This window comes from Mycobacterium sp. NGS39 (assembly GCF_059812765.1).
In genome coordinates this window covers 63,453-85,715 of sequence record NZ_JCALDH010000012.1, presented here as the reverse complement: position 1 = coordinate 85,715, position 22,263 = coordinate 63,453, and the positions used below count along the sequence as shown (strand labels likewise).

Below are 22,263 nucleotides of genomic sequence, written 5' to 3'. Positions count from 1 at the left end.
AGCGTGGCTATCCGGTGTCCTCGCTGTCTCTCGGATCGTCCAGCGGCCACCCTCTGACCGCGAGGCGCTGGCGCACGCGCTCCACGTCGTTGGGCGACGGCAGCTCGTCGGTGATACCGGTGATGGCCACGCCGATGTCGATGTGGTCGAAATCACCGCGCTTCATCAACTCGGCGGCCACGGCTTTCACCTCGTCGGTGGTGAGGCGACGCGACAGCAGGGCAAGGACCGGCATGTAGTCGGTGGCGGGCACGCCCTCGGGGTATCCCGCGCGCAGCCACGACGCGATCGCGCTGAGAAATCGGTTCACTGCGCCACCTCTCCACGACGTCCGCCCGCAATGATTGATTCGATCGTAGAGCGGAGAACGCGACCACCGGCGGATCGGCCGCGCAGCCCAACACACCGCATCCATGAAGTGAATAGTCGGTGAACTCCTCGCAGGTCAGCGCAAACTCCCTGCTCGACACGAGTTGCGCTATCCACGGAGTTTGCGTGAATCAGCCTTGGTGCCAGCAGAATGGGCGCCATGAGCCCGGAGTTGCTGATCTTGGGGTTGCTTGTCGCGACGGCACTCGTCTTCGACTTCACCAACGGATTCCACGACACCGGCAACGCGATGGCGACGTCGATCGCTACCCGTGCTCTCAAACCAAAGGCGGCGGTGCTGCTGGCGGGTGTGCTGAATCTGGTCGGCGCGTTTCTCTCGGTCGAGGTGGCCGCCACGGTCACCACCCAGGTGCTGAAGATCCAAGACGCCAAGACGGGACACTTGCTGCCCGGGATCGATCCGTCCACCGGGCTGACGATCATCTTCGCGGGACTCATCGGCGGGATTCTGTGGAACCTGTTCACGTGGCTGTTCGGCATCCCGTCGAGCTCCTCGCACGCGCTGTTCGGGGGACTGATGGGTGCGGGACTTGCAGCGATCGGGTCCGGCGGCGTCAACTGGAGCGGCATCACGCAGAAGGTGCTGATCCCTGCCGTCGCCGCGCCCGTCATCGCGGGGATCGTCGCGGCTGCGGGCACCTGGCTGGTGTACCGAGTCACACGCCAGGTGCTCGAGAGCCGGCGTGAAGAGGGCTTCCGGTGGGGTCAGATCGCAACCGCGTCGCTGGTGGCGTTGTCGCACGGAACCAACGACGCCCAGAAGACGATGGGCGTCATCGCGCTGGCGCTGATGACGACAGGACACCTGACCGGCGACGTCAAGAAGGACGGCTTGCCGTTCTGGATCGTCGCCAGCTGTGCGTTGGCGATCGGACTCGGCACCTACATCGGCGGCTGGCGGGTCATCCGCACTCTCGGAAAGGGTCTCGTCGAGATCGAGTCGCCCCAGGGTCTTGCCGCCGAGGCATCCTCGGCAGCGATCATTCTGAGTTCGAGTGCTGCGGGAATGGCTCTGTCCACCACCCATGTGGCGACGGGTTCCATTCTGGGCAGCGGCGTCGGCAAACCCGGTGCGCAGGTGCGATGGGCCGTCGCCGGCCGGATGGCCGTGGCATGGCTGCTGACGCTGCCCGCGGCGGGGTTGGTGGGCGCGGTGACATTCTGGATTTCCCACAGCATCGCGGCCGTCGGCTCGGCGTTGTGGGGCGACATCGTCATCTTCCTGATCCTCGTAGGGGCGTCGTACTACATGTGGCGGCGCGCGCAGCAGCAGAAGGTCGACCACACCAACGTCAACGCCGAGTGGAACACCACGACCAACTCGGTGGTACCTCCCGAGACTCGGCCGACCGACGTCGCGACGCCCAAAGAGCCGATCGCTTGAGAGATCTTGAGATGAGGAACGACTGATGCACTATCTGGAGAGCATCCTGCGTGTGCTCCTCGTGGGGCTGCTGCTCGGAGCCGGCTTGCCGGCAATCTTCGCTCTGGGGTTAGTGGCCTATTCGGGCGGGGCCGGCGGCGTCGACGCCAACGGCGTTGTGCAGCAACCTAATACGGCTTTGAAGTCCCTCGGGGTAGTGCTGTTCCTAGTCGTCGCCGCAGTGATTGTCCTCGGAATCCTGTGGATCACCCGAGGAACCATCATCCATCACTTCGGGATAGATCTGTTCCCGTTCCTTCCGAGGAAATGAGCTGACATCGATGGCTGAGAACCGCAGTTTTTTCGAGTGCGCGCTGAAGTGGATCCACCAGGGATATCCGAATGGTGTTCCGCCCAAAGACTATTTTCCGTTGCTCGCGTTGTTGAAGCGGTCGCTCACCGAAAGCGAGGTGGTGCAGGCGGCGTTGTCGATTCTGCGAGAGGGCGATTCCGACACGCCTGTTACCACCGATCAGATTCACGAGGCGATCCGCCGAATCACTGAGCAGGAACCGAATCCCGAAGAGATCCATCAGGTGGCGTCGCGGCTGGCATCGGTCGGCTGGCCGTTGGCGACGACAGCCAGCTGACCGCGACATCGTGCAGTAACGGTGCAAATCTTGCTTGAAGTCTTTACCAGTGGCTGTTGTCATGTTCGGGAAGCCGGTCAGACGCCAAAAGGACGATAACGCGAGGACGCAAGGCCGGTCAGGCGGTCAGGATCGTCTTGATCGCGTCGCCGTGGCAGTGCTCGTGAAGGGCGGCCGGCGCGTCGTCGAAGGAAGCGGTGAGTGTGGTCACCAACTCCGGCTGCAGCCGTCGTGATGCCATGAGCTCCAACACTTCTGGCATGACGGCGCGGACATGGCTGCGGCCGATGTGAAGGGTCACATTGCGTACGTAGCAGGCCGCCAACGGAATGCGTGCACTGCGGTGAAGCGACCACACGCAGGTGCAAATGCCGTCGGGTGCGGTATGGCGAAGCACGTGACGAAGTCCGCTCGGGGTGCCGGTCGCATCGACGGTGAGTGCAGCGGTGGGCCACTCGCGGCGCTGTCGTGGCTCCAAGGCGCGGAACCCGAGCCGCTCCGCCCGATCGCGAACGGACGCGCGGCCGTCGACCACATAGATTCGGCGGGCACCGAGCGCTCGGGAGATCAGCGCGGTGCACAAGATCGCGCTCGACGTCATCGGCTCCCGGCTGCCCAGTCGCCCGACGATCAGCACTTCGGTGTCGCGATCTGCGGCCAGCAGGGCGGGCAGATGCGGTGCGACCTGACGGTAGGCGTCACAGATGTTGTCACCGACGCCGGCGGCAGCGGCGGGATCGACACCGTCGGGCAATGTCACCAGCATCGCGTCGGCGTACGGAACAGCCATCAGATCAGCAAGTGCGCCGCCCCACAGGCCACCCGAGATGCCGAATCCGTACATCGATGCCGGCGGGACCGCCAGGCAACTGCCGGTGAGCCCGCGCCGGCATGCGGCGCATTGTCCGCAACTGATCTGAAACGGCACCACCACCCGGTCGCCGACGCGAACGTCGTTCACCTGGTCACCGACCTCGGTCACCTCTGCCACACATTCGTGGCCCAAGTGCAGAGGCAATGGAAAAGGCGTGCGGCCCAACATCATTGCCCGGTCGACGTCACAGGTGGCGACAGCTACCGGCCGCACCAGAGCACCGTACGGTCCAGGCCGGCCGGGTCGCGGAACCGATCGCCAGCGCAGCCGTCCGCCCGGCGATGCGATCAGTCCGCGCATCCGCTCGCGGCGCGGCTTCGCGCGGCTGCCGAGTTGGTTCACTCGCATCCGGATGTCGCGGTGCAGCGGCAGGCGCGCGGCGGAGAGGGCATCGGGGCGCAGCAGTGCGGCGTAGTGGCCTATCGCGGAGCGGGCGCGCACGCGATCCCGGTCGGCGCGGTTGCTCGGCTCCGTCTTACCGATGACCATCGGAACTCCTTCACGAACGGTTGATTCGGATAATGCTTGGGCGGCGTTCACTCGATGGCGCGGATGAGCCGTTCGATGACTGCGCCGGCTTCCTTGCGTGCTTGCTCGTGGTCTTCGGCGCGCGCCACGTACAGGGTGGCTTCGCGGATGGCGGCCAGCATCGTCAGGGCCGTCGGCTCGATCGGCTGAGCCGGGATGCGGCCCGTCTCGACCGCATTGGTCAACAGCGCTCTGACGAGCCCGATGTTGTAGCGGTTACCGATCTCGGTCCACCGTGTCCAGCCGAGCACCGCGGGAGCATCCACCAGGACGATGCGCTGAATCTCCGGATCCGAGCAGGCGTCCAACCAGAAGTTCGCCCCCAGCCGCATAATTTGCACGGGATCGCTCTCGTCGGCCTGCGCGATGGCCTCGGCCATCCGGGTTGCGACTTCGGCTTCCACTTGCTCGAAAACCGCGGCGAAAAGCTCGGTCTTGTCGGCGAAGTGGTGATATAGCGCTCCCCGGGTCAGGCCGGCCGCTCGAACGATGGTCTCCAGTGCTGCCTCGGCGAAGCCGCGGGCGGCGAAGAGCTGCCGGGCAGCCGAAATCAGCGCCTCGCGGGTTTCTGCGGCCCGCTGCGCCTGGCTGCGGCGAACATCGTCCAACGTATTGCTCCTCATACATACTGTATGTATTCTCCTACATACTGTATGTAGGTCCGTTGAATCATAGCTGCTGCCGCGGTGCTGCGTCGCCCGACTCCAGCGGAAAGAAGACCACGATGTCGACAACCCGCGAGAAGGTGTCGTTTCCCAGCGGCGACAGCTACTGCACGGCGTGGCACTACCCCGGAACCAACGGTGCATGCGTGGTCATGGCCGCCGGACTGGCGGTGATCAAGGAAGCGGGCACTGATCCACTCGCATCGGAGCTCCACGACGCGGGGTACAGTGTCCTGGCCTTCGACTACCGCTATCTGGGTGAAAGTGGCGGCACTCCAAGGCAATTGGTGCGCTTCCGCGATCAGCTCACCGACTACCAAGCCGCCATCGACTTCGCCGCGACGCTGCCCGGAGTAGATCCTGCTCGGCTCGTCATCTGGGGCTTCTCGGCGTCGGGCGGCCATGTGTTCTTGCTCGCGGCGCGTAACCCTGGGCTGGCTGCGGCGATCGCGCACGCACCGGCCGCCGACGGACTCGACGCCATGCGCAACGCCCTGCGGCACATGACTTTCCCGGCGTTCGTCCGGTTGATCGGCCGTGCCGCGGCGGATGCCATCGGCGGACTGTTCGGTCGCGATCCGCTGCTGGTCCCGCTGGCCGGTGAACGCGGCACCGTCGCCGCGCTCACCACACCCGACTCACGCAATTACTCGCGGGCGCTCAACCCTTCGAACCGCTACCCGCACTGGCAGCAAGCCGTCGCGGCTCGATCTGCGGTGCGCATCGGCTTCTACCGTCCGGCTCGATACGCCAAGCGAATTCAATGTCCGCTGCTCGTCGTCGCCTACGACGCCGACGGTGTCGCCCCGCCCGGACCGGCAATCCGTGCCGCACGGCAGGCGCCACGCGGCCGGCTCGCCCGCCTCCGCGGTGGACACTATTCGGGATTCCTCGAGGCCCAGGAGGAGACGACGCAGGCCATCTTGTCCTTCCTGGGTCATGAACTCCAGCCGCTCGCGTCAACCGATCGAGCGGGTTACCGGACATAGTGCGTGAGGACCTCAGAGCCGATACATCTCCCGGCGCATGGCTGCCGACTCGAGAAACGAGCTGCGAGGCGGTGGATAATTGCGCTTCACCCGTGGCCTCGGGCTGGTGGCTTCGGACAACCATGCGGTCAGCAGCCGCCAGCGGCGCCGAATCCGGGCACCGCCAACGTCGGCCCGCAGCGGCACAGCAGTCGTCTTGGCGAAGTCGCCAAGGGGTTCGGCGGGGGGCCAGAACGGGATGTGGATGGTAGCCATGGCGTGCGGATCCTCTCGTGTTGTTCGACGCGCCTGTGCTGCGATGAATTAGAAACAGCCACAACAGCTTTCGCCGATGACGCCATTTCGGTGTGTGATGATTCCGACGCTACGAGCCGCGGTGGTCTCTGCGCGTCGTGCGACGGTCCGATCTTGATCTGCAACCGGGGTAGGAGCGCGATGTCCTACCACGGGACGATGCCGTCGCGCGTGGCGGCTCCTAGGATTGCCCGGTGATGTCTGCGGTGCAGAACCTGCGCGTGAGGGTGCGCCGGAAGGGCGACATCCTTCCCGGCGGCTTCAGCTGGACGTTCGTCGGCACCGTGGACGCCGCGTTGGCCGTGCTTGCGGTGATCGCGGTGTTTCAGCGTCCCGCCTCTGACTGGCTCGCCGCCACTGTCGCACTGCTAATAGCCGGTGCGCCGTATCTGTTCTTCTTCCTCTTGGGTTTGGTGAAGTTCGAAGCCGTCGCGCTGTGGGCCGCGTGGATGACCGCAACGGCGATTCTGCTATTCGCCACCTCGACGCCGATCAGCGCAGATTTCGCGCCGCTGCCACTGGGTCTGACTGTCGGAGTGGTGGGCTCGCTGACGTCGATGCGTGGCGGATTCCTGGCCGCGGCCTCGGCGGCCGGGATGTTGTGTGCGGCCGCCGCGCTGCACCGCCTCGACAGCTGGCCGCTGTATCTGGCGTTCGTCGGGATCGGTTGGATGGTCGGCTATCTCATGCGCATCCAACAGCAACTGCTGATCGCACAGGGCGAAGCACAAGACCAATTGGCACAACATGCAGCCGCCGACGAACGGCGTCGCATCGCGCGTGAAATACATGACGTGATCGCGCATTCTTTGAGCATTACGCTGTTGCATGTCACTGGGGCGCGTCGCGCGCTGCAGCAAGACCGCGATGTCGACGAGGCCGTCGACGCCCTCGAGCAGGCCGAAAGACTGGGGCGCCAGGCGATGTCGGACATTCGCTGCACCGTGGGTCTGCTCGACACCACCGAAAGCAAGCTGGCACCAGAGCCCGGGGTGGCCGACATCTCTGCTCTGGTCGCAGGATTCGTCAGCGCAGGACTCGAGATCACGCTGCGCGTCACGGGGGATCTGAATCGTGTCTCCGCGGCCGTCGGGCTGGCGTTGTACCGCATCGCGCAGGAGTCGTTGTCCAACATCGCCAAGCATGCGCCGCGCTCGGCTTCCACCATGATGCTCGCAATCACCGACACCGCCGCAGTGCTCAACGTCTTCAACGAGCTGGCGACGGCAGTCGCGGCAGGAGGTTCGTCGGCGGAGGGCCGCGGTGTGCACGGGATGCGACAACGGGCTGATCTCGTCGGTGGAACGCTGGCTGCGGGGCCATCTCACGGCGGCTGGTCGGTACTGGTGCGTATTCCACTGGAAGGCAACGAAATCCAGCACAATGGCAGGTTATGCGGGTGACGACCGGCCAGGTGGAAATCAGTGCGCTTCTTGTCGACGACCAGGAGTTGGTGCGATCCGGGTTACGGCGGATTCTGCGGCGCAAAGACGGCATCAGTGTCGTCGGCGAATGCTCCGACGGTGACGAGGTGCTGGACGCGGTCGCCCAGTATCAGCCTGACGTGGTGGTGATGGACCTGCGGATGAAGCGAGTCGACGGGATCGAGGCGACCCGCCTGCTGGTGTCCGGTGGCGGGCCGCCGGTTCTCGCGCTCACCACCTTCAGCGACGACGAGTTGCTGTCGGGTGTGCTTCATGCCGGCGCAGCGGGATTCGTCCTGAAGGACTCGTCCGCCGAAGAGCTGATCCGCGCAGTGCGGGCCGTGGCGCGCGGCGACGCCTATCTCGACCCGGCAGTCACCGGACGAGTCTTGAGCACCTACCGCGACGGCCCCGCGCAGCACACGTCGGCAAAGATCACCGAACTGACCGCGCGGGAATTGGATGTGTTGCGCTTGATCGCGCGAGGCTGTTCGAACGCCGAGATCGCCGATCAGCTGTTCATTTCCGGCGTCACCGTCAAGACTCACATCGGCCGGATTTTCGTCAAACTGGGACTGCGTGACCGGGCCGCGGCGATCGTCTTCGCTTACGACACCGGGATCGTCGCGCCGACGCAAGCGGGCCCGCGCGACAGATAGTCGCGGCGGTAGTCAGCCGCGGACGTCGCGGCGCAGCGGATGCTCGGGCGGTACCTGCACGAAGATAAGCGTGATGCCGTCGGGATCGACGACATGCATCTCGTGCAGTCCCCACGGCTCCTGACGTGCCTCGCGGGCGATGGGGACGCCGCGCCCTTGCAATTCACTCTGGGTGGCGTAAACGTCGCGGACTTGCAGCCAAAGCGCACCCGGAAACGTGCCGGCGCCGTCGTCGCGGCCGTGGCCGGCCAGCTCGATCAGCGATTGGCCTGCGAAAAACACTGTGCCGGCGCCGTATTCACGCCAGATAGCCAGCCCGATTGCGTCGCGGTAGAACTCGAGTGACCGCTGGTAGTCGGCGGGACGGATGAGCATCCGGCTGGCCAGAATCTCCATGGTTGTCGTGTCTATCACGCCACCGGATTGGGCTGAACACGCTGCCGCTTCATCATCGTGGTGACCAGCTCGGGGCTCATGAGGTCAAGCGCCCGGCTGAACAGCGACATCCGCGGCGCGATTCGCACCGGTCGCCGGCGTGCGGCGGTGATCATCCACTCCGCCGCCTCCTGCGGCGTCAGCGCCGGCAGACCCTGGTATTCCTTGGTGGGCGCGATCATCGGCGTCGCGACCAGTGGGTAGTACAGCGTCGTCGACGCCACGCCCCGGCCGGACCATTCGGTCTCGATCACGCGACTCACCGACGACAACGCAGCCTTGGACGCGTTGTAGACGGCGAACAGCGGTGACGCCTCGCTGAACACACCCCACGTCGCGACGTTGATGATGTGGCCGTCGCCGCGCGCCAGCATGCCCGGTGCCAGCCCGCGGATAAGCCGAAGCGGCGCATAGTAATTCAGCGTCATGGTGCGCTCGACGTCATGCCAGCGGTCCAGCGACTCGGCGAGCGGACGGCGGATCGAGCGTCCGGCGTTGTTGACCAGGATGTCGACGCCGCCGAGCCGGTCGTCGACCGCCGCCACCAGCTCGTCGATGGCGTCCAGGTCGGACAGGTCGCAGGGCAGCGCGATGGCCTGACCGCCGCGGCCGACGATGCGCTGCGCCACCGCGTCCAGCAGGTCCTTGCGCCGGGCGACCACCACAAGGCTCGCGCCGGCTTGGGCGAACAACTCGGCGGCCGCCTCGCCGATACCGGAGGAGGCGCCGGTGATCAGCACGCGTTTGCCGCCCAGATGCACTGTTTCGGCGGATGGCCGGTGCAGGAGCAGTTGTTCGGTGATGGGCGGCCGCATGCCGGCCATCACCATCGCCCGGGAGAACCGCCGCATCGGATTCACGCTCCGCAGCCTACGGCCTCCCGCGATTTCGGTGCGCCAACGTGCGCTCAGCGCCTGGAATCGCACCGAAATCGCGTCAGAAGTAGCGCGGGAAGCGGCTCCAGTCGGGGTCCCGCTTCTCCAGGAACGCGTCTCGGCCCTCGACGGCCTCGTCGGTCATGTACGCCAGCCGCGTCGCCTCGCCGGCGAACAGCTGCTGACCCACCAGGCCGTCGTCGAGCAGATTGAATGCGAACTTCAGCATCCGTTGCGCCTGAGGCGATTTCGCGTTGATCGTCTTCGCCCACTGCAGGCCGACGGTTTCCAGGTCCGCATGGTCGACGACCTCGTTGACCGCGCCCATTCGGTGCATCTGCTCGGCGGTGTAGGGGCGGCCCAAGAAGAAGATCTCGCGGGCGAACTTCTGTCCGACCTGCCGCGCCAGGTATGCCGAGCCGTAGCCGCCGTCGAAGCTGCCGACGTCGGCGTCGGTCTGCTTGAACCGGGCGTGTTCGCGGCTGGCCAGCGTCAGGTCACACACCACGTGCAGGCTGTGCCCGCCGCCGGCTGCCCAGCCGCTGACCAGACAGATCACCACCTTCGGCATGAACCGGATCAGCCGCTGCACTTCGAGGATGTGGAGCCGGCCGGCGCGTGCCGGATCGACGGTGTCGGCGGTCTCGCCGGAGGCGTACTGATAGCCGGTGCGGCCGCGGATGCGCTGGTCGCCGCCGGAGCAGAACGCCCAACCGCCGTCCTTGGGGGAAGGCCCGTTGCCGGTGAGCAGCACCACGCCGACGTCCGGCGATATGCGCGCATGGTCCAACGCCCTGTAGAGCTCGTCGACGGTATGCGGCCGGAACGCGTTGCGCACCTCCGGCCTGTTGAATGCCACTCGAACCGTGCCGTCGTCGATGTGCCGGTGATACGTGATGTCGGTCAGGTCGTCGAAACCCGGCACCGCCCGCCACAGAGACGCGTCAAAGGGGTTCTCGCTCAACGCAATTGCTCCTACGCTGTGGGATCCAAGCGGAACACCGCGCACCGGCCGGCGAGCGCTTCGAATTCTTCTGGCCGGCCGTCTTTCACCAGGCCGGCGTTCTTCATGAAGTTCACCCCGGTCGGGACTTCGGTCGGGAAGGCCCGCAGCAGTGGTCGCGCTTCCTCCGGTGACATCTCCACCAGCCGAACCCGCTCGGTGCGACGGCCGCGCCGTAGCGTGCCCTCGCCCGCCGCGCGCGCGTTTTCCACCCAGTCGGCGCCCGGAAAGCCGCCCACCACATAGCGTTTCCCGTCGATGTTCATCGGCGTCACCGGTGTGGACCGGGGCTTACCGGTCTTGCGGCCCGGCACTGTCAACACCACCGGGCTTTCCCCGCCGAAGCTCAAGCCCAGCTTCGACATGGCGATGAAGACCTTGTTCATCGGCTTCAGCCACCACGGCGGCCGGATGCGCTCTCGGGTCATATTCGGCACGCTACCGGTCGTGCTGTGGAACCCGTCGCTGAGGCGGGCGATGATCGATGTGGCCGCCTCTTAGCGACAATCGGCCTTGCCTGGCGGCTACCCGCCGGGATTGTCGCTAAGAGCCGGGCATGACGACTATTGCCCCGGTCGAATTACGAAAGTGACTGGCGTGACGCCACATTCGCGGTGCACGACGCTCAGCCCACCGCGCGCGACGCGCCCTCCCAGAACCTGGCGCGCACGGCCTTCTTGTCCGGCTTTCCCAACCCGGTCAGCGGCAGCGCGTCCACCACCACGACCTGCTTGGGCGACTGCACCGATCCCTTGCGCTCCTTGACCGCAGCCTGGATCTCGACGGTCATCCGGGTGATCGACTCCTGGTCACGCGGCGCATCGTCACGCAGCACCACCACGGCGGTGACGGCCTCGCCCCACTTGTCGTCCGGTGTGCCGATCACGCACACCTGCGCCACCGCCTCATGCTCGGCAACAACGTCCTCGACTTCGCGCGGGTACACGTTGAACCCGCCTGTGACGATCATGTCCTTGACCCGGTCGACGATGTACCAGAAACCGTCCTCGTCCTCCCGCGCCAGATCACCGGTGTGCAACCAGCCGTCGCGGAACGTCTCGGCCGTCGCGTCCGGAAGCTGCCAGTAGCCGCCCGCCAAAAGCGGCCCGCTGACGCATATTTCGCCGACCTCGCCCTGCGGTACCGGCTTGCCGTCCTCGCCCAAGAGCGCGGTGCGGGCAAACAGCGTCGGCCGCCCGCACGACGTGAGCCGCTTCTCGTCGTGGTCGGCCTTCGGCAGGTAGGTGATCACCATCGGCGCCTCGGACTGGCCGTAGTACTGCGCGAAGATCGGCCCGAACCGGTCGATCGCCTCCTTGAGCCGCACCGGGTTGATCGCCGAGGCGCCGTAGTACACGGTTTCCAGCGACGACAAGTCGCGGGTGCGCGAATCCGGATGGTCCAGAAGGGCATACAGCATCGACGGCACCACCATGGTCGCGGTGATGCGCTGCTCCTCGATCACACGAAGCACCTCGGCCGGGTCGAACTTGGAGAGCACGATCATCTCGCCGCCCTTGATCGCCGTCGGCAAGAAGAACGCCGCCCCGGCATGCGACAGCGGCGTGATCATCAGGAACCGGGGGTTCTCCGGCCATTCCCACTCCGCGAGCTGGATCGAGGTCATCGTGGTGGTGGTCTGCGAGGTCATGATGACGCCCTTGGGCTTGCCGGTGGTGCCGCCGGTGTAGGTGAGCCCGACGATGTGGTCGGGCGCCAACTCCGCGGCCGTCAGCGGGCGGGGCTGGTACTTGTCGGCCTCGGCGTTGAGGTCCACCGCGACGTCGGCCAGCGCGTCAGGCACCGGCCCGATCGTCAGGATCTGCTTCAGAGAGTCGACCCGCTCCAGCAAGCGCAGCGCGCGCTCGGTGAACATCGGGTTGGGGTCGATGATCAGCGATGTGACGCCCGCATCCGTCAGCACGTAGGCGTGGTCGTCCAGCGAGCCGAGAGGGTGTAGTGCGGTGCGGCGGTAGCCCTGGGTCTGCCCGGCGCCGACGATCATCAGCACCTCCGGCCGGTTCAACGACAGCAGGCCGACCGCGGCGCCGGTGCCGGCGCCCAGCGCTTCGAAGGCCTGAACGTACTGCGTAATGCGGTCGGCGAGCTGACCACCGGTGAGCGTGGTGTCGCCGAGATACAGCAGCGGCTTGTCTTTGTGGCGCTTCAGCGCGCCCACGAGGAGGTGGCCGGAGTGGATGGGATGGCGAAGCTGGTCCTGACTCATGGGGTCAAGACTAGAACGTGTTACAGAAATGTCCTACGCCGGGAACTTGTCGCGGATCCGGGACGCGATGTTGGTCGCCTGATCGGAGACCGAGAACCCGCATGCGGATACGTCGATGACGACGTTGGACCGCGACGTGATTGCGTGCGAGCAGGACCACTGCGAGCCGTCGGCCGTCTTCGGTAACGCACTGATCCCGTCGGCCTCGGTGACCTGGCCGAAGGTCCAGTGCTCAGCCGTCTCCGGCCGCAGCGCGGTGAACGCCGTTCCGGCGCAGCGGCGCCACGTCTCCAGCGTCCTGGTCACGTAAGTGCTGGCCGCGTCGTCGTCCGGAAACGTCACGACGCCCTGGTCGACGATGTGCAGCAGTTGCGGGCTGTCGTCGGGCTCTTGCATCACCGAGCCGCGCACCGCGACGAACGTGGTGTCGCGGTAGCCGGCCTCGACGGTGTTGTAGGCGGCCCTGACGCAGTCCTCCGGCACATAGCCGGCCGTGCTGGGCGGCATCTGCGCATAGCTCTGTTGTACGGCGAGATCTGGGGCGTCCATGATGCTGCGCACGTCATCGAGCCCCAGCAACAGCCCCTCGAGATCCTTCTCCTGCACACCACCGGCCGCGGGCGCGCCAGAGGCGGTCGAGTTCGGAAGCTGGAAGATCTGAGGCCTGGGGGTACCGGCCACGGTGTTCGCGCACCCGGCGGTCAAGGCGGCCGCCATCGACGTCGCCGCTGCGATGGCCAGCACTCGCCCCACGTCGCCTCACCCGTCCTGAGTTTTCGGTGAAGTGTAGGGCGAGGCGCGCAGTTCTTGGGTGATTCGAGCTGCAACCGCCGACGGGCACATCCGCGGGCATCCGACCGAAACGCCGCCCCGCGGCGCAAGATATGACTCATGCCGATAGCAGAACTCGTCATTCGGGGCACCGTGCTCACGGTCGACGACGCCAATTCCACCGCAGAGGCGCTGGCCGTGACAGACGGGCGCATCGTGGCGGTCGGCAGCTGTGACGACGTCGAGCCGTGGATCGGCGAGGCCACGGACGTACTCGACGTCGACGGCTGTGTGATACCGGGCCTCGTTGAGGCGCACGGACATCCGCTGATGGAAGCGATCGTGTTGTCCGACCGGATGGCCGACATCCGCCCGGTCAGGATCCGCGACGCCACCGCCGTCGTCGACGCGGTGAAGCGCGAAGTGGCGGCTCGCGGTAGTGAAGGCGCCTATCTCGTCGGCTGGGATCCGCTGCTGCAGTCGGGTCTGCCGGAGCCCACGCTGGCATGGCTCGACGGCATCGCGCCCGACACGCCGCTCGTCGTCATCCACAACTCCGGCCACAAGGCGTTCTTCAATTCGGCGGCCGCGCGCCGTGCCGGGCTGACCCGCGACACCCCGGACCCCAAAGGCGCCCGCTACGGCCGCGACAGCGCCGGCAACCTCGACGGGACCGCAGTGGAAACCGCTGCGGTTTTCTCGCTACTGGCAGGCGTTGTCGAGGCCGCCGACTATCCGGCGATGCTGCGCGCGGAGTGCGCCCGGCTGAACCGCGCCGGGTTGACCACGTGCTCGGAGATGGCGTTCGACCCGATGTTTCGGCCGTTGCTCGGGCAGCTGCACGACGACCTCACGGTGCGGCTGCGCACCTACGAGATATCGACCGCGAAGTTGGCCAGCGATGCCCTCCCTGACAACGGCGACGAGATGGTCAAACAGGTCGGCATCAAGATCTGGGTGGACGGCTCGCCGTGGATCGGCAACGTCGACCTGTCGTTTCCGTACCTGGACACCGATGCCACCCGCACCATCGGCGTCGTGCCGGGTTCGTGCGGACACGCCAACTACAGCCGCGACCAGCTCGCCGAGATCGTCGGCGCATATTTCCCGCAGGGCTGGCAGATGGCCTGCCATGTGCATGGCGACGCGGGCGTCGACACGATCCTCGACGTGTACGAAGAGGCGCTGAAGCGCTGGCCTCGCGAGGATCACCGGCTGCGACTCGAGCACGTCGGCGCGATCACCAACGAGCAACTCAAACGCGCTGCCGCACTTGGGATTACGTGTAGCTTGTTCGTCGATCAAATTCACTACTGGGGCGACGTGCTGGTCGACGGGCTGTTCGGCCCGGAGCACGGATCGCGATGGATGCCGTGCGGTTCGGCGGTCGCTACCGGCATGCGGATTTCGCTGCACAACGATCCGCCGGTGACACCCGAGGAGCCGCTGCGCAACATCAGCGTCGCGGCTACCCGGACGGCTCCGAGCGGGCGGGTGTTGGCGCCGGAGGAGCGGCTGACCGTCGAGCAGGCTATCCGCGCACAGACCATCGACGCGGCATGGCAGCTGTTCGCCGACGACATCGTCGGCTCGCTGGAGGTGGGCAAGTACGCCGACTTTGTCGTGCTGTCGCAAGATCCGCGGGCTGTTCCCGCCGCGGAGGTCGCTGACCTGGAGGTGCGGTCCACGTATCTGGCGGGCAAACAGGTCTTCAGCAGTTGAGACCCGACCTCGCCGACTTGCTGGAACGCGTCCACGTGGTCGCGCTGCCGATGCGAGTTCGCTTCCGCGGCATCACCGTTCGCGAGGTTGCGCTTATCGAGGGACCCGTCGGCTGGGGCGAGTTCGGCGCGTTCGTCGAATACGAGCCGCCCGAAGCCGCGCACTGGTTGGCTTCGGCGATCGAGGCGGCCTATCAGATGCCGCCGGACCTGCGCCGGGATCGCATTCCCGTCAACGCCACCGTTCCCGCGGTGCCGGCGGCCCAGGTGGCGGAGGTGTTGAGCCGCTTCCCGGGCGCCCGCACAGCCAAGGTCAAGGTCGCCGAACCCGGACAGACGCTGCACGACGACGTAGCGCGGGTCGAGGCCGTCCGCGGGCTGGTTCCTACCGTCCGGGTCGACGCCAACGGCGGGTGGACGGTCGACGAAGCGGTCGCGGCGGCGGCGGCACTCGGCCCGCTGGAGTACATCGAGCAGCCCTGTCAGACCGTCGACGAACTCGCCGAGGTGCGGCGGCGCATCGACACTCCGGTGGCTGCCGACGAGAGCATCCGCAAGGCGCAGGACCCGCTGCGTGTGGTCCGCGCGGATGCCGCCGACGTCGCGGTGGTGAAGGTCGCGCCGCTCGGTGGCCGGTCAGCGTTGCTGAAAACGGCTGAGCTGCTTGGTATTCCGGTCGTCGTCTCCAGTGCGCTCGACTCGGCGGTGGGCATCGGCACGGGACTGCAGGCCGCCGGCGCACTGCCGACGCTGAGCCATGCCTGCGGGCTTGCGACCGGACGTCTGTTCGAGCAGGACGTCGCCGAGCCCGTCGCACCCGTCGACGGCTATCTGCCGGTGGCCGCGGCCGTGCCCGAACCCGCGCGGCTGGAGGCCCTGAAGGCGCCGGCAGACCGCAGGGACTGGTGGATCCGGCGCCTCATCGAGTGCTACCAGCTGCTGGGTCTGTCCTGATGTGTGGGATGCATGGCCTAGACGACATAGCGGCGCTGGCCAAGACTGGACTGCGTGGCACGCAAGGTCGTGATCGTCGGCTTCCCGAGGGTGCAGGCGCTGGATCTGATCGGGCCGTTCGAGGTGTTCACCAGCGCGCCGCTGAACTGGCGCGCAAGGCCGCAGAAATCATGCGCCGCAACTTCATTCGGCGGATCGGCGTACCGCCGGACCAGTACCGCAAGACGTTCGCCTGACACGAGGAGAGATCATGCAAGTCGCAATTGTGCTCTATCCCGGCTTCACCGCACTCGATTTCATCGGGCCATACGAGGCGTTGCGTTGGCTCCCGGACGCCGAAGTGCGGTTCGTCTGGCATGAGCCCGGCCCCATCACCGCCGACTCGGGCGTGCTGGTGATCGCGGCAACACATTCGTTCGCCGAAACACCTTCTCCCGACGTTATTTTGGTGCCCGGTGGGTTCTCCTCGATGGAACACGCGCGCGACGAGAAGGTACTCGACTGGTTGCGCCAGGCGCACCAGACGGCGACGTGGACGACGTCGGTGTGCTCAGGGTCGATCATCCTCGCCGCAGCCGGACTGCTGGACGGCAAACGCGCGACCTCGCACTGGGCGGCCTTGAGTGCGCTGAAAGCATTGGGCGCCAAGCCTGTCGGGGACCAGCGCATTGTCCACGAAGGCAACGTCGTCACGTGTGCGGGTGTCTCGGCAGGCATCGACCTCGGTCTGTGGCTGGCGGCGCGGATCGGCGGCGAGAGCCGCGCCAAGGTCATCCAGCTGTCGATGGAATACGACCCGCAGCCGCCGTTCGACTCGGGTCACATGTCGAAAGCGTCGGCCAGCACCAAGGCCGCCGCGGCCGCGTTGATGTCGAAGGATCTGGTCACCCGGGGCCAGCTCAAGCCGATGTCGCAATTGGTGTGGGACCGAGCGATCAAGGCTGCCCGCTCACGGCGCGGCCGGCCCCGTTTCGGGCGCCGCGAGCGTGTGTGACAACGCAGCGAGATAGGACTTGTTGCACGCCAACGCGTGCACAGCGTGTCGGAGGCCCGATTTCGGCGCCACGGTAACCTCGCCGCATGGTCAACCTCGCCTACGACGATTCCGGCAGCGGTCAGCCGGTGTTGTTCATCGCCGGACATGGTGGCGTGGGCCGCACCTGGGCGCCGTTTCAGGTGCCGGCGTTCCTGGGTGCCGGCTATCGCGTCGTGACCTTCGACAACAGGGGAGTGGGCGCCACCAAAGACGCTGACGGATTCACCACCGAAACCATGGTCGCCGACACGGCCGCGCTCATCGAGAAGCTCGACCTCGCGCCGACAAATATCGTGGCAGCGTCGATGGGTTCCTTCATCGCCCAAGAGCTGATGCTCTCCCGGCCCGAACTCGTCAAGCGCGCGGTGCTGTTGTGCACCCGCGGCCGGGAGGACCTGACCCGCAAGTTCTTCCGCAGAGCCGAGATGGAACTGGCCGACGCCGGCATCGAATTGCCCGCCGCCTACAGCGCGAAAATCCGTCTGCTGGAAAGCTTTTCGCCGAAAACACTCAACAATGACGACGCCGTGCGTGACTGGATCGACATGTTCACGCTGTGGCCCGCCAAGTCGACGCCCGGGGTGCGGGCGCAAAGCGAAGTCGCACCGGACACCAATCGGCTGCCGGCGTACCGCGCGATCACCACGCCGACGCTGGTGATCGGGTTCGCCGACGACCTCGCCGTGCCGGCGTATCTCGGCAAGGAAGTCGCCGATGCGCTGCCCAACGGCCGCTACCTGGAAATCCCCGACGCCGGACACCTCGGCTTCATGGAACGCCCCGACGTGGTCAACGCCGCGATGCTGAAGTTCCTCGCGGGTCAGTGATGTCGCCGCCGAGCTGGCCGGCCTGGGGCCCGCGTGTGACACCCTGGAAAGGGTGAACCCCTCCACGGCGCAAGCGCGCGTGGTCGTCGACGAGCTGATTCGCGGCGGCGTACGCGACGTCGTGCTGTGCCCCGGCTCGCGCAACGCGCCGCTGGCCTTCGCGCTGCGTGACGCCGACGCCGCCGGCCGGGTCCGCCTGCATGTCCGCATCGACGAGCGCACCGCCGGCTACCTCGCCATCGGCCTGGCGGTCGGCAGGCAGGCGCCGGTGCCGATCGTCATGACGTCGGGCACCGCGGTCGCCAACCTCGGGCCGGCCGTCGCGGAAGCCAACTACGCGCGGGTGCCGCTGATCGTGCTGTCGGCCAACCGGCCATACGAGTTGTTGGGCACCGGAGCCAACCAGACCATGGAGCAGCTCGGCTACTTCGACACGCAGGTGCGCGCCGCCATCAGCCTCGGCCTGGCCGAAGAGGGCACCGAGAAGATGGCCGAACAGAACGCCCGCTGGCGCTCGGCGGTGTGCCGGGTCCTCGTCGCGGCGACGGGCGCGCGGACCGCCAACGCCGGGCCGGTGCAGTTCGACATCCCGCTGCGCGAGCCGCTGGTACCCGGCCCCGAACCGGACTTGGCCGCCGTCCCACCGGGCCGACCCGGCGGGCGACCGTGGACGTATACGCCACCCGTGACGTTCGACCAACCGCTGGACATCGACCTGTCCCACGACACCGTGGTGATCAGCGGCCACGGCGCCGGCGCGCACCCGAATCTCGCCGAGCTGCCGACCGTCGCCGAGCCCACCGCGCCACCCGCCGAAAACCCTCTGCACCCGCTCGCTCTGCCGCTGCTCCACCCGCAGCAGGTGATCATGCTGGGCCGGCCGACGCTGCACCGCACGGTGTCGTCGCTACTGGCCGACCCCGCCGTGCCGGTCTACGCGCTGACCACCGGGCCGCGCTGGCCTGACGTGTCGGGCAACTCGCAGGCCACCGGCACCCGCGCGATCACCACCGGCACGCCGAGTGAGGGCTGGCTGCGCCGCTGCGCCGAGGTCAACCGCCGCGCCGTCGACGCGGTGCGCCGCCAACTGAAGGCTCACCCGCTGACCACCGGCCTGCACGTCGCTGCCGCCGTCGCCGACGCGCTGCGGCCCGGCGACCAGTTGGTGCTCGGCGCGTCGAATCCGGTGCGAGACGCGGCATTGGTGGGGACCCACACCAAAGGTGTTGTAGTGCGGTCAAATCGGGGAGTGGCGGGGATCGACGGCACGGTGTCCACCGCGATCGGGGCCGCGTTGGCGCACGAGCACGTTTCGGGAGGCCGCACAGTCGCGTTGATCGGTGACCTGACCTTCGTGCACGACGCCTCCGGCTTGCTGATCGGGCCGACGGAGCCCGTGCCGACGGACCTGACGATCGTGGTGTCCAACGACAACGGCGGCGGCATCTTCGAGCTTCTCGAGCAGGGCGACCCGCGGTTCTCGGATGTGTCGTCGCGGATCTTCGGCACGCCACATGACGTCGACGTCGGCGCGTTGTGCCGCGCCTATCACATCGAGTCACAGCAGGTCGAGGTCGACGACCTCGTCGAGGCGATCAACACTTCGTCTGCCGGAATGCGAGTGCTCGAGGTCAAAGCGGATCGCTCGACGCTGCGGCAGTTGCACGCGTCGATCAAGGCGGCGATATGAGCCGGTTCGCCAGCGTGCTTGACCGCTTGCGAAACGAAAGGGAGCCCGACGAACCCGACAGCACCGGTCGAAAGGTCATGCGCCGCGTCAAGATCGGCATCGTCATTGCAGCGTGTCTGGTGACGTTGCAGTCGGTGCTGCTGGTGGCCGGCGCATGGCGCAACGACCGGCAGATCGAACGGAACATGGGTGTGGCGCAGGCCGAGGTGCTCAGCGCCGGCCCGCGTCGTTCGACGATCGAGTTCGTCACCCCCGACCGCGTCACCTACCGCCCGGAACTCGGTGTGCTGTATCCGTCCGAGCTCGCGGACGGCATGCGCATCTACGTCGAATACGACCGCAACAACCCGAATCTCGTTCGCGTGCAACATCGCAACGCCGCGCTCGCGATCATCCCGGCCGGGTCGATCGCGGTGGTGGGCTGGCTGGTGGCGGCCGCGCTGTTGGTGGCGGCGACATTCGTGGAACGGCGATACGTTCGCTAGCCGGCGGACCCCGCCATCAGCGGTTGCCCACCAGTCGCTTCAGCCAGTCGTTGTCGGCGGTGTCGACGATCTTACGGGCATTGGAGTCGTAGACCGTCGGGATGACCACGGTTTGGCGAATGTCCTTGAGCCGCTTCTCGTTTGCGGCGTCCATGGCAATGGTGTCGACGGCGGGACTGCCTGCGGCGATGTGGTCGATCGTGCTCTGCGGCAGCCGTGCCCGTTCAGCCACGCCGGCCAGATAGCGGTTGTCGCCCGAGGGGTCGGCGTCCCAATACAGCTGCTGGACGAAGCCCTGGAACGCGGCCGCTGCCAGATCGGCTCCGGCAGCGATGAACAGCGCGTTGCTCACGCGGTGCGAATAGCCCGTCGGTGCGGTGTCGAAGATCGTCACCGGCCGGTAGGTCACCAAGAGGTCGCCACTGTCGATGTGGTCGGCGATCTCACCGCCCTGGAACATCTGCATGCGCGCGCAGAGCGCGCACTGCGGTTCGAGGAAGATCTCCAACGACACCCGTGCTACCGGCCTGCCGAGTTGGATGCCGTACCCGTCACCGGTGATCAGCACGGTGGCCGCAGGGTGCGTGCCGGCTGGCGCCAGTGGCGAGCCGACGATCGCCCTGGCGCAGCCCGCAGTCATGAGCAGGACGCCAACGACCGCGGCCAGCTTGAGCCAGCGCATATCCGACCCTAGCTGCCCACGACGGGCAGCTGCTGAAAGCGAAGCGGGGCTAGTCGACAGCTCCCGCGCCGGCGAGCCGGCGGAACATGTCGAGCATCTTCGGATCTTTGTTGATCGCCGGAATGCGCGCGCGCAGGGTGCGAAATCCCGGATCGTTGAACAGCGCGACGACATCAGAATTTCTCGACACGTCAATATTCGACTGCCGCACCCAGATCAACAGATCCGACAGCACCGGCATGATTCCGTCGACGTCGCCCTGAGCCCACCGGTCCCGATATTTATGCGCGACGCCTTGCCACTGCATACGGGCGGCGTCACTGTGGTTGATGCCCAACCGGAGCATGCTCGCGACAGCATTGGCCAATTTTCCCCGGAGGCGAGCAGCGCAATCCGGATCATCCCACCCGTTTACCATCCGCCCCCCGGACGCGTTCACTTTCGGCATTCCGGCTGACGGTACCTGAATTTGCGGCCAACTGGATAACTAATCCTTAAGAATTTCGCCGGGCCGCCTGAATTTCGTGTGTCGTATTCCTGTGCGCAACCGCGGGGAAAGGCGCTGGTGACACGCTCTCGGCGTGCGAGTGGCTATTGTCGCGGAGTCCTTCCTGCCGAATGTCAACGGCGTCTCCAACTCGGTGCTGCGGGTCTTGGAGCATCTGAACCGCACCGGTCATGACGCGATCGTCATCGCGCCGGATAATGCGTCCGACCAGGCGCCTGCTGCCTTCGAGCACGACGGTGTGCCGGTACATCGGATGCCGTCGCGCATGTTCCCCCGGATCACCTCGCTTCCGTTGGGAGTTCCCATGCCACGCATGCTGGGCATACTGCGCGACTTCGAGCCCGACGTGGTCCATCTCGCCTCTCCGGCACTGTTGGGATACGGCGGTCTGCAGGCAGCGCGCGTGCTGAAGGTACCGACGATCGCCGTCTTCCAGACCGACGTCCCGGGCTTCGCGAAGAGCTACGGCATGGGGGTGGCGCACCGGGCGGCGTGGGCATGGTTTCGCCATCTTCACCGGCACGCTGACCGTACCTTGGCGCCGTCGTCCGCAACAATGGAAATGCTTGCCGCACAGCGCATTCCACGCCTTCATCAATGGGCGCGGGGGGTGGACATCACCGGATTCGCGCCATCAGCGCGCGACGAGCACCTGCGGAGGATTTGGTCGCCGGCCGGCAAGCCGATCGTCGGGTTCGTCGGCAGGCTGGCGCCGGAGAAGCACGTCGAACGTCTGCACGTGCTGGCCCACAACGACGATGTGCAGTTGGTGATCGTCGGCGACGGAGTCGACCGGCCCAGGCTCGAAAAGGTGCTTCCCACAGCAGTTTTCACCGGCGCCCGCTACGGTGCCGAGCTCGCGCGCGCGTACGCCAGCATGGACGTGTTCGTGCACCCCGGAGAGCACGAGACGTTTTGTCAGGCGGTGCAGGAGGCGCTGGCTTCGGGCGTGCCGGTGGTGGCGCCCAACGCCGGCGGTCCGCGAGATCTGGTCAGCCCGGGCCGCACTGGGCTGCTGCTGGAGGTCGCAGAGTTCGAGCAGCACCTGCCCGGGGCGGTGGCTCATCTGGTGCGAGCGCGGTCGCTCTACGCACCGGCGGCCCGGCGCAGCGTGCTGGCGCGCACCTGGCCCGTCATTTGCGACCAGTTGCTGGCGCACTACCAGGCCGTCCGAGGGATCGGCCGAGCCGCCGCGGCCTGATAACTTCGGCCG

26 protein-coding genes are annotated in these 22,263 nt (G+C 66.7%); 13 read left to right on the top strand and 13 right to left on the bottom strand.

The window, feature by feature from the left end:
* Positions 1-7 precede the first annotated feature (7 nt).
* The gene (locus AC5Y39_RS17215; RefSeq protein ID WP_500019952.1) at positions 8-310 is read right to left on the bottom strand and encodes a DUF3349 domain-containing protein; all 303 of its coding nucleotides are present in this window, start codon (positions 308-310) and stop codon (positions 8-10) included.
* Positions 311-529: 219 nt separating this feature from the next.
* Between AC5Y39_RS17215 and AC5Y39_RS17210 the strand changes: the two genes are divergently transcribed.
* From AC5Y39_RS17210 to AC5Y39_RS17200, 3 genes are read left to right on the top strand one after another with little or no spacing between them, the layout of a single operon-like run.
* Complete coding sequence (locus AC5Y39_RS17210; protein WP_500019954.1) at positions 530-1,774, top strand: inorganic phosphate transporter; 1,245 nt, start codon at positions 530-532, stop codon at positions 1,772-1,774.
* A gap of 25 nt (positions 1,775-1,799) precedes the next feature.
* Positions 1,800-2,084 (top strand): hypothetical protein, encoded by a 285-nt coding sequence (locus AC5Y39_RS17205; RefSeq protein WP_500019956.1) that lies wholly within the window; start codon positions 1,800-1,802, stop codon positions 2,082-2,084.
* A 10-nt stretch (positions 2,085-2,094) separates the two neighbouring features.
* A complete protein-coding gene (locus AC5Y39_RS17200; RefSeq protein WP_500019958.1) occupies positions 2,095-2,403 on the top strand; it encodes a DUF3349 domain-containing protein in 309 nt (102 codons plus the stop codon).
* A gap of 118 nt (positions 2,404-2,521) precedes the next feature.
* Here the strand turns inward: AC5Y39_RS17200 and AC5Y39_RS17195 are convergent, their stop codons facing one another.
* Together AC5Y39_RS17195 and AC5Y39_RS17190 are read right to left on the bottom strand one after the other, a co-directional pair.
* Positions 2,522-3,766 (bottom strand): zinc-dependent alcohol dehydrogenase, encoded by a 1,245-nt coding sequence (locus AC5Y39_RS17195; RefSeq protein WP_500019960.1) that lies wholly within the window; start codon positions 3,764-3,766, stop codon positions 2,522-2,524.
* A gap of 47 nt (positions 3,767-3,813) precedes the next feature.
* Entirely contained in the window at positions 3,814-4,428 is a 615-nt protein-coding gene (locus tag AC5Y39_RS17190) for a TetR family C-terminal domain-containing protein (RefSeq protein ID WP_500019962.1), read from the bottom strand.
* A 101-nt stretch (positions 4,429-4,529) separates the two neighbouring features.
* Here AC5Y39_RS17190 and AC5Y39_RS17185 point away from each other — a divergent pair, with 101 nt between their 5' ends.
* The gene (locus AC5Y39_RS17185; RefSeq protein ID WP_500019964.1) at positions 4,530-5,459 is read left to right on the top strand and encodes an alpha/beta hydrolase; all 930 of its coding nucleotides are present in this window, start codon (positions 4,530-4,532) and stop codon (positions 5,457-5,459) included.
* Between the two features lie 12 nt (positions 5,460-5,471).
* Here the strand turns inward: AC5Y39_RS17185 and AC5Y39_RS17180 are convergent, their stop codons facing one another.
* Complete coding sequence (locus AC5Y39_RS17180) at positions 5,472-5,714, bottom strand: hypothetical protein (RefSeq protein ID WP_500019966.1); 243 nt, start codon at positions 5,712-5,714, stop codon at positions 5,472-5,474.
* A 236-nt stretch (positions 5,715-5,950) separates the two neighbouring features.
* Between AC5Y39_RS17180 and AC5Y39_RS17175 the strand changes: the two genes are divergently transcribed.
* Positions 5,951-7,156, top strand: a complete 1,206-nt coding sequence (locus tag AC5Y39_RS17175) for a sensor histidine kinase (protein WP_500019968.1) — start codon at positions 5,951-5,953, stop codon at positions 7,154-7,156.
* Positions 7,147-7,836, top strand: coding sequence for a response regulator transcription factor (locus tag AC5Y39_RS17170; RefSeq protein WP_500019970.1), 690 nt, complete (start codon positions 7,147-7,149; stop codon positions 7,834-7,836). The genes AC5Y39_RS17175 and AC5Y39_RS17170 overlap by 10 nt, the downstream gene beginning before the upstream one ends.
* A 12-nt stretch (positions 7,837-7,848) precedes the next feature.
* Here the strand turns inward: AC5Y39_RS17170 and AC5Y39_RS17165 are convergent, their stop codons facing one another.
* From AC5Y39_RS17165 to AC5Y39_RS17140, 6 genes are all read right to left on the bottom strand, one after another.
* Complete coding sequence (locus AC5Y39_RS17165; protein ID WP_499963413.1) at positions 7,849-8,232, bottom strand: VOC family protein; 384 nt, start codon at positions 8,230-8,232, stop codon at positions 7,849-7,851.
* Between the two features lie 14 nt (positions 8,233-8,246).
* Positions 8,247-9,122, bottom strand: coding sequence for an SDR family oxidoreductase (locus AC5Y39_RS17160; protein WP_500020126.1), 876 nt, complete (start codon positions 9,120-9,122; stop codon positions 8,247-8,249).
* Between the two features lie 85 nt (positions 9,123-9,207).
* A complete protein-coding gene (locus tag AC5Y39_RS17155) occupies positions 9,208-10,110 on the bottom strand; it encodes a 1,4-dihydroxy-2-naphthoyl-CoA synthase (protein WP_500019972.1) in 903 nt (300 codons plus the stop codon).
* Between the two features lie 11 nt (positions 10,111-10,121).
* Positions 10,122-10,577: a nitroreductase family deazaflavin-dependent oxidoreductase gene (locus tag AC5Y39_RS17150; RefSeq protein WP_500019974.1), complete on the bottom strand. Its 456-nt coding sequence runs from the start codon at positions 10,575-10,577 to the stop codon at positions 10,122-10,124.
* 197 nt (positions 10,578-10,774) lie between these two features.
* Positions 10,775-12,376 carry a fatty-acid--CoA ligase FadD8 gene (gene fadD8 / locus AC5Y39_RS17145; RefSeq protein ID WP_500019976.1) on the bottom strand — a complete coding sequence of 534 codons (1,602 nt, stop codon included), beginning with the start codon at positions 12,374-12,376 and terminating at the stop codon, positions 10,775-10,777.
* A gap of 33 nt (positions 12,377-12,409) precedes the next feature.
* The gene (locus AC5Y39_RS17140) at positions 12,410-13,129 is read right to left on the bottom strand and encodes a sensor domain-containing protein (RefSeq protein WP_500019978.1); all 720 of its coding nucleotides are present in this window, start codon (positions 13,127-13,129) and stop codon (positions 12,410-12,412) included.
* 138 nt (positions 13,130-13,267) lie between these two features.
* Here AC5Y39_RS17140 and AC5Y39_RS17135 point away from each other — a divergent pair, with 138 nt between their 5' ends.
* Together AC5Y39_RS17135 and AC5Y39_RS17130 are read left to right on the top strand one after the other, a co-directional pair.
* Positions 13,268-14,869: an amidohydrolase gene (locus AC5Y39_RS17135; protein WP_500019980.1), complete on the top strand. Its 1,602-nt coding sequence runs from the start codon at positions 13,268-13,270 to the stop codon at positions 14,867-14,869.
* Positions 14,866-15,822 (top strand): o-succinylbenzoate synthase, encoded by a 957-nt coding sequence (locus tag AC5Y39_RS17130; protein WP_500019982.1) that lies wholly within the window; start codon positions 14,866-14,868, stop codon positions 15,820-15,822. Before AC5Y39_RS17135 ends, AC5Y39_RS17130 begins: the two co-directional genes overlap by 4 nt.
* Before the next feature lie 17 nt (positions 15,823-15,839).
* Here AC5Y39_RS17130 and AC5Y39_RS17125 read toward each other — a convergent pair whose 3' ends face one another.
* Complete coding sequence (locus AC5Y39_RS17125) at positions 15,840-16,061, bottom strand: hypothetical protein (protein ID WP_500019984.1); 222 nt, start codon at positions 16,059-16,061, stop codon at positions 15,840-15,842.
* Positions 16,062-16,072: 11 nt separating this feature from the next.
* Between AC5Y39_RS17125 and AC5Y39_RS17120 the strand changes: the two genes are divergently transcribed.
* The 4 genes from AC5Y39_RS17120 to AC5Y39_RS17105 all read left to right on the top strand — a co-directional run bounded on the left by AC5Y39_RS17120 (position 16,073) and on the right by AC5Y39_RS17105 (position 19,860).
* Positions 16,073-16,816, top strand: a complete 744-nt coding sequence (locus tag AC5Y39_RS17120; RefSeq protein ID WP_500019986.1) for a DJ-1/PfpI family protein — start codon at positions 16,073-16,075, stop codon at positions 16,814-16,816.
* Positions 16,817-16,902: 86 nt separating this feature from the next.
* Positions 16,903-17,685 (top strand): alpha/beta fold hydrolase, encoded by a 783-nt coding sequence (locus tag AC5Y39_RS17115; RefSeq protein ID WP_500019988.1) that lies wholly within the window; start codon positions 16,903-16,905, stop codon positions 17,683-17,685.
* A 52-nt stretch (positions 17,686-17,737) separates the two neighbouring features.
* Complete coding sequence (gene menD, locus AC5Y39_RS17110; RefSeq protein WP_500019990.1) at positions 17,738-19,375, top strand: 2-succinyl-5-enolpyruvyl-6-hydroxy-3-cyclohexene-1-carboxylic-acid synthase; 1,638 nt, start codon at positions 17,738-17,740, stop codon at positions 19,373-19,375.
* The gene (locus AC5Y39_RS17105; protein WP_500019992.1) at positions 19,372-19,860 is read left to right on the top strand and encodes a DUF3592 domain-containing protein; all 489 of its coding nucleotides are present in this window, start codon (positions 19,372-19,374) and stop codon (positions 19,858-19,860) included. Before menD ends, AC5Y39_RS17105 begins: the two co-directional genes overlap by 4 nt.
* A 16-nt stretch (positions 19,861-19,876) precedes the next feature.
* Here the strand turns inward: AC5Y39_RS17105 and AC5Y39_RS17100 are convergent, their stop codons facing one another.
* Complete coding sequence (locus AC5Y39_RS17100; RefSeq protein WP_500019994.1) at positions 19,877-20,542, bottom strand: DsbA family protein; 666 nt, start codon at positions 20,540-20,542, stop codon at positions 19,877-19,879.
* Between the two features lie 49 nt (positions 20,543-20,591).
* Positions 20,592-20,990: a hypothetical protein gene (locus tag AC5Y39_RS17095; RefSeq protein WP_500019996.1), complete on the bottom strand. Its 399-nt coding sequence runs from the start codon at positions 20,988-20,990 to the stop codon at positions 20,592-20,594.
* Between the two features lie 133 nt (positions 20,991-21,123).
* Here AC5Y39_RS17095 and AC5Y39_RS17090 point away from each other — a divergent pair, with 133 nt between their 5' ends.
* Positions 21,124-22,251: a glycosyltransferase family 4 protein gene (locus AC5Y39_RS17090; RefSeq protein WP_500019998.1), complete on the top strand. Its 1,128-nt coding sequence runs from the start codon at positions 21,124-21,126 to the stop codon at positions 22,249-22,251.
* Positions 22,252-22,263 lie beyond the last annotated feature (12 nt).

What these genes read in the sequence shown, in the direction of transcription:
- AC5Y39_RS17210 (WP_500019954.1), top strand. Translation starts at nt 530, where the DNA reads ATGAGCCCGGAGTTGCTGATCTTGGGGTTGCTTGTCGCGACGGCACTC.
- AC5Y39_RS17205 (WP_500019956.1), top strand. Translation starts at nt 1,800, where the DNA reads ATGCACTATCTGGAGAGCATCCTGCGTGTGCTCCTCGTGGGGCTGCTG.
- AC5Y39_RS17200 (WP_500019958.1), top strand. Translation starts at nt 2,095, where the DNA reads ATGGCTGAGAACCGCAGTTTTTTCGAGTGCGCGCTGAAGTGGATCCAC.
- AC5Y39_RS17195 (WP_500019960.1), bottom strand. Translation starts at nt 3,766, where the DNA reads ATGGTCATCGGTAAGACGGAGCCGAGCAACCGCGCCGACCGGGATCGC.
- AC5Y39_RS17190 (WP_500019962.1), bottom strand. Translation starts at nt 4,428, where the DNA reads ATGAGGAGCAATACGTTGGACGATGTTCGCCGCAGCCAGGCGCAGCGG.
- AC5Y39_RS17185 (WP_500019964.1), top strand. Translation starts at nt 4,530, where the DNA reads ATGTCGACAACCCGCGAGAAGGTGTCGTTTCCCAGCGGCGACAGCTAC.
- AC5Y39_RS17180 (WP_500019966.1), bottom strand. Translation starts at nt 5,714, where the DNA reads ATGGCTACCATCCACATCCCGTTCTGGCCCCCCGCCGAACCCCTTGGC.
- AC5Y39_RS17175 (WP_500019968.1), top strand. Translation starts at nt 5,951, where the DNA reads ATGTCTGCGGTGCAGAACCTGCGCGTGAGGGTGCGCCGGAAGGGCGAC.
- AC5Y39_RS17170 (WP_500019970.1), top strand. Translation starts at nt 7,147, where the DNA reads ATGCGGGTGACGACCGGCCAGGTGGAAATCAGTGCGCTTCTTGTCGAC.
- AC5Y39_RS17165 (WP_499963413.1), bottom strand. Translation starts at nt 8,232, where the DNA reads ATGGAGATTCTGGCCAGCCGGATGCTCATCCGTCCCGCCGACTACCAG.
- AC5Y39_RS17160 (WP_500020126.1), bottom strand. Translation starts at nt 9,122, where the DNA reads ATGCGGCGGTTCTCCCGGGCGATGGTGATGGCCGGCATGCGGCCGCCC.
- AC5Y39_RS17150 (WP_500019974.1), bottom strand. Translation starts at nt 10,577, where the DNA reads ATGACCCGAGAGCGCATCCGGCCGCCGTGGTGGCTGAAGCCGATGAAC.
- fadD8 (WP_500019976.1), bottom strand. Translation starts at nt 12,376, where the DNA reads ATGAGTCAGGACCAGCTTCGCCATCCCATCCACTCCGGCCACCTCCTC.
- AC5Y39_RS17135 (WP_500019980.1), top strand. Translation starts at nt 13,268, where the DNA reads ATGCCGATAGCAGAACTCGTCATTCGGGGCACCGTGCTCACGGTCGAC.
- AC5Y39_RS17120 (WP_500019986.1), top strand. Translation starts at nt 16,073, where the DNA reads ATGCAAGTCGCAATTGTGCTCTATCCCGGCTTCACCGCACTCGATTTC.
- AC5Y39_RS17115 (WP_500019988.1), top strand. Translation starts at nt 16,903, where the DNA reads ATGGTCAACCTCGCCTACGACGATTCCGGCAGCGGTCAGCCGGTGTTG.
- AC5Y39_RS17105 (WP_500019992.1), top strand. Translation starts at nt 19,372, where the DNA reads ATGAGCCGGTTCGCCAGCGTGCTTGACCGCTTGCGAAACGAAAGGGAG.
- AC5Y39_RS17100 (WP_500019994.1), bottom strand. Translation starts at nt 20,542, where the DNA reads ATGCGCTGGCTCAAGCTGGCCGCGGTCGTTGGCGTCCTGCTCATGACT.
- AC5Y39_RS17095 (WP_500019996.1), bottom strand. Translation starts at nt 20,990, where the DNA reads ATGCCGAAAGTGAACGCGTCCGGGGGGCGGATGGTAAACGGGTGGGAT.